Annotated in this window: 2 protein-coding genes; both read right to left on the bottom strand. The window is 33.8% G+C overall.

The window, feature by feature from the left end; all coding sequences use genetic code 11:
- Positions 1-251: 251 nt before the first annotated feature.
- Positions 252-1187, bottom strand: a complete 936-nt coding sequence (locus tag AC3DU7_RS27485) for a DUF1822 family protein (protein ID WP_488042439.1) — start codon at positions 1185-1187, stop codon at positions 252-254.
- Positions 1184-1858, bottom strand: a complete 675-nt coding sequence (locus tag AC3DU7_RS27490; protein ID WP_488042440.1) for a hypothetical protein — start codon at positions 1856-1858, stop codon at positions 1184-1186. The genes AC3DU7_RS27485 and AC3DU7_RS27490 overlap by 4 nt, the downstream gene beginning before the upstream one ends.
- Positions 1859-2616 lie beyond the last annotated feature (758 nt).

A 2616-nucleotide genomic window follows, 5' to 3' on the forward strand; every position in this document is an offset into this window, starting at 1 on the left:
ACAGGCGCAAGGGAATGCTCACCAAGAGAGGGAACGCCGACCAAGAGAGGGAATGTGCACCAAGAGAGGGAACAGTTAATATTAACAAGTAGTTCAAACCATCCAAAATACAAAATCCAAAATATAAAATTATCAAATCATACCCAGAATCAGCAACGCCTAAATTCTATATTAATTAAAATCTTATCATAAGAACTTAGAGCTGATAGCTAACAGCTATTTGTGCAGCATTCCGTAGGAAATGCTTACTCTTAAACTACAAAATTTTCTCTAATTATTTGCTCATTTAAACTCATTTCTACACTAAATTGTTCTTGAGGTTTACAACCAAATTCTAATTGTATCCAATCATCTGCTTCTCTAGCTTCAGCTTCCATACAAGAATTACCAGATTCATCCAATATTTGTACTCGTAAACCAGGAGGTAAATATGGAATTTTATTCGTACTAGAAAGCCGCACACAAATATCTATTTCCTCCTCAAATTTATCCGTCAGTTTTACCGCTAATTCTGTAGTTTTTTCATTTACTCCACTACCCCAATTAATAATTTTCCCACAACTAATACTTACATCATCTGTTGGAGATTGAGAAATACTATCTATGGAAACTCTTAAACTTCTTGTAGATGTAGATAGTGACTGTAAACTTTGCCATTCTGCCGGAACAAAACCTTCAAACCACCGACGTAAATTCACCCATTTTTTACACCAATCAATTTCGTCAATTAAAGCATCCAAAGATTCGATTTGCGCGAGGGGAAGAGAATCTTGAAACCCATCAATATTTCTCGCAGAAACAAATCCTAATATTTGTACTTGGTTTAAATCTTCCTCAAACTGAACCGCGATATAACCGATGCGATTATCAATAACTTCTGGAGGCAAAAACAATTCTTTTTCATCAGGAAATACTGGACGACATTCCACTTTGCCAATATTTGATAAAACTAAATCAGCTACATTAAATATTGCTCTTGAAGCAGGATGCCAACAATCACTTTGATGAATGGCTGTCTGAATACCTAGACACTTTAAATAAGTTTGAACTGCCACAACAGCAAGAGTATTTAGATAAACTTGTTTTCCCTTTTCAGGAGTAGCTTGTTCTGCTGCAAATAGCTCTGCATAACCATGAGCTTCTGCAGTAACAAAAACTTTTAATGCTTGTGAAAAAGTCTGATTCATAATTCTTCTCCAAATTGATTAGCGATTTCTCTTAATAATGGAATACATCTGCGCTTCCAGTGGGAATAAACAGTTTGGTTACTAATATTTATTTCCTTACAAATATCAGATATTTTTTTTGGTGGTTCTGTAAAATTTAACTGAATTGCTAATACTTGACAATTACATTCAGGATGTTTTTTCGGATGAGATGACCTAAGTTTTTCTTCTGGGTCTGTCTCAATATATTGCCTCACAGATTCACCTTGTCTTTGACGTTTTGTTTGTTGCAATTCAGCAATTTTTTGCTCTAGTAAACTTAGACTATTAGCTGGTAAAATTTCTCCTAAAGTTGTTAGTTTTTCTCCTTCATGACTAATAAGTTTATCCAAACTGTCATATCTATTATCTGGGGTATATAGGTCTTGGATACGCCATTTCAAATAGCCATTAATCCAGATAACAAAACTTCTTTCCCAGGAAGGAGGCCGAGATTCAAAATTTTGAATGTTTTTGCAGACCCATTCTAATGTCCGATTGAAAGCCTCCAGATAATCCTGGTGGGACGAACTATATAGTCCAGGAAGTTGTTGAATTAATATCAATAGACGATTAATAGCTTTCTGGCGTTCTGGACTCGGATTTTGATATTGCTTTATTTGGGTAATTAGATTTTGTAATTGGTCCTCCACAGCGATCGCTCTCCTATCACAACAGTTGAATGTTATGAATTGAGCTTATCAAAGTTCTAACTATTTTGGCTTAGACCCAATCTTTACCCTGTATATATATATCTGCCGTGGAAAGGATTTTTATGCAATTTATTCAAAAATTATTGAAGAAGGAAGAAGGAGAGAAGTTATAAGTCAAAAGTCAAAAGTAAGATTTGATCGGTTCAAAACTTTAATGCTACAGTAATTTACCGAAAAATTATGGTTCAAAGCCTCCCCTTTTAAGGGGATAATAAATAAAAATTTTCATGATTAGCCAATCCTATCCATTTTCAAGGAGAAGTAATAATTAATTATTAATTGTTGAAAGAAGTTATTTAACATTTAAAGTATCAAAACTATTTGTGACATCTTTAAAATCAATTGGTATAAGAAAGAAGAAAGGAGGGGTCATTTCAAATTATCAGTTGTAAATTTTAAAAAAAAGGGAAATATGGAGGGAGTTTCATGGCTGCTATAAAGACGGAATACTAATTTTTAGGAATAAGTGTAGGGGTCTTAAACCCAATATTAAAAATATAGATAAATGTCACTATTAATGTAAGCATTCAGCCATCAGCTATTGCTTTTAGTTGACAATAAAAGCTTTATTAATTATCTTACTAAATTTGTCTTCTATTCCCTATTCCCTGTTGCCTGTTGCCTGTTGCCTGTTGCCTGTTGCCTATTAATGTAAGCATTCAGCCATCAGCTATTGCTTTTAGTTGACAATAAAAGCT

It is taken from the genome of Okeania sp. (assembly GCF_983059655.1).

Coding starts and splice junctions, on each gene's coding strand:
- AC3DU7_RS27485 (WP_488042439.1), bottom strand. CDS start 1,187: ATGAATCAGACTTTTTCACAAGCATTAAAAGTTTTTGTTACTGCAGAA.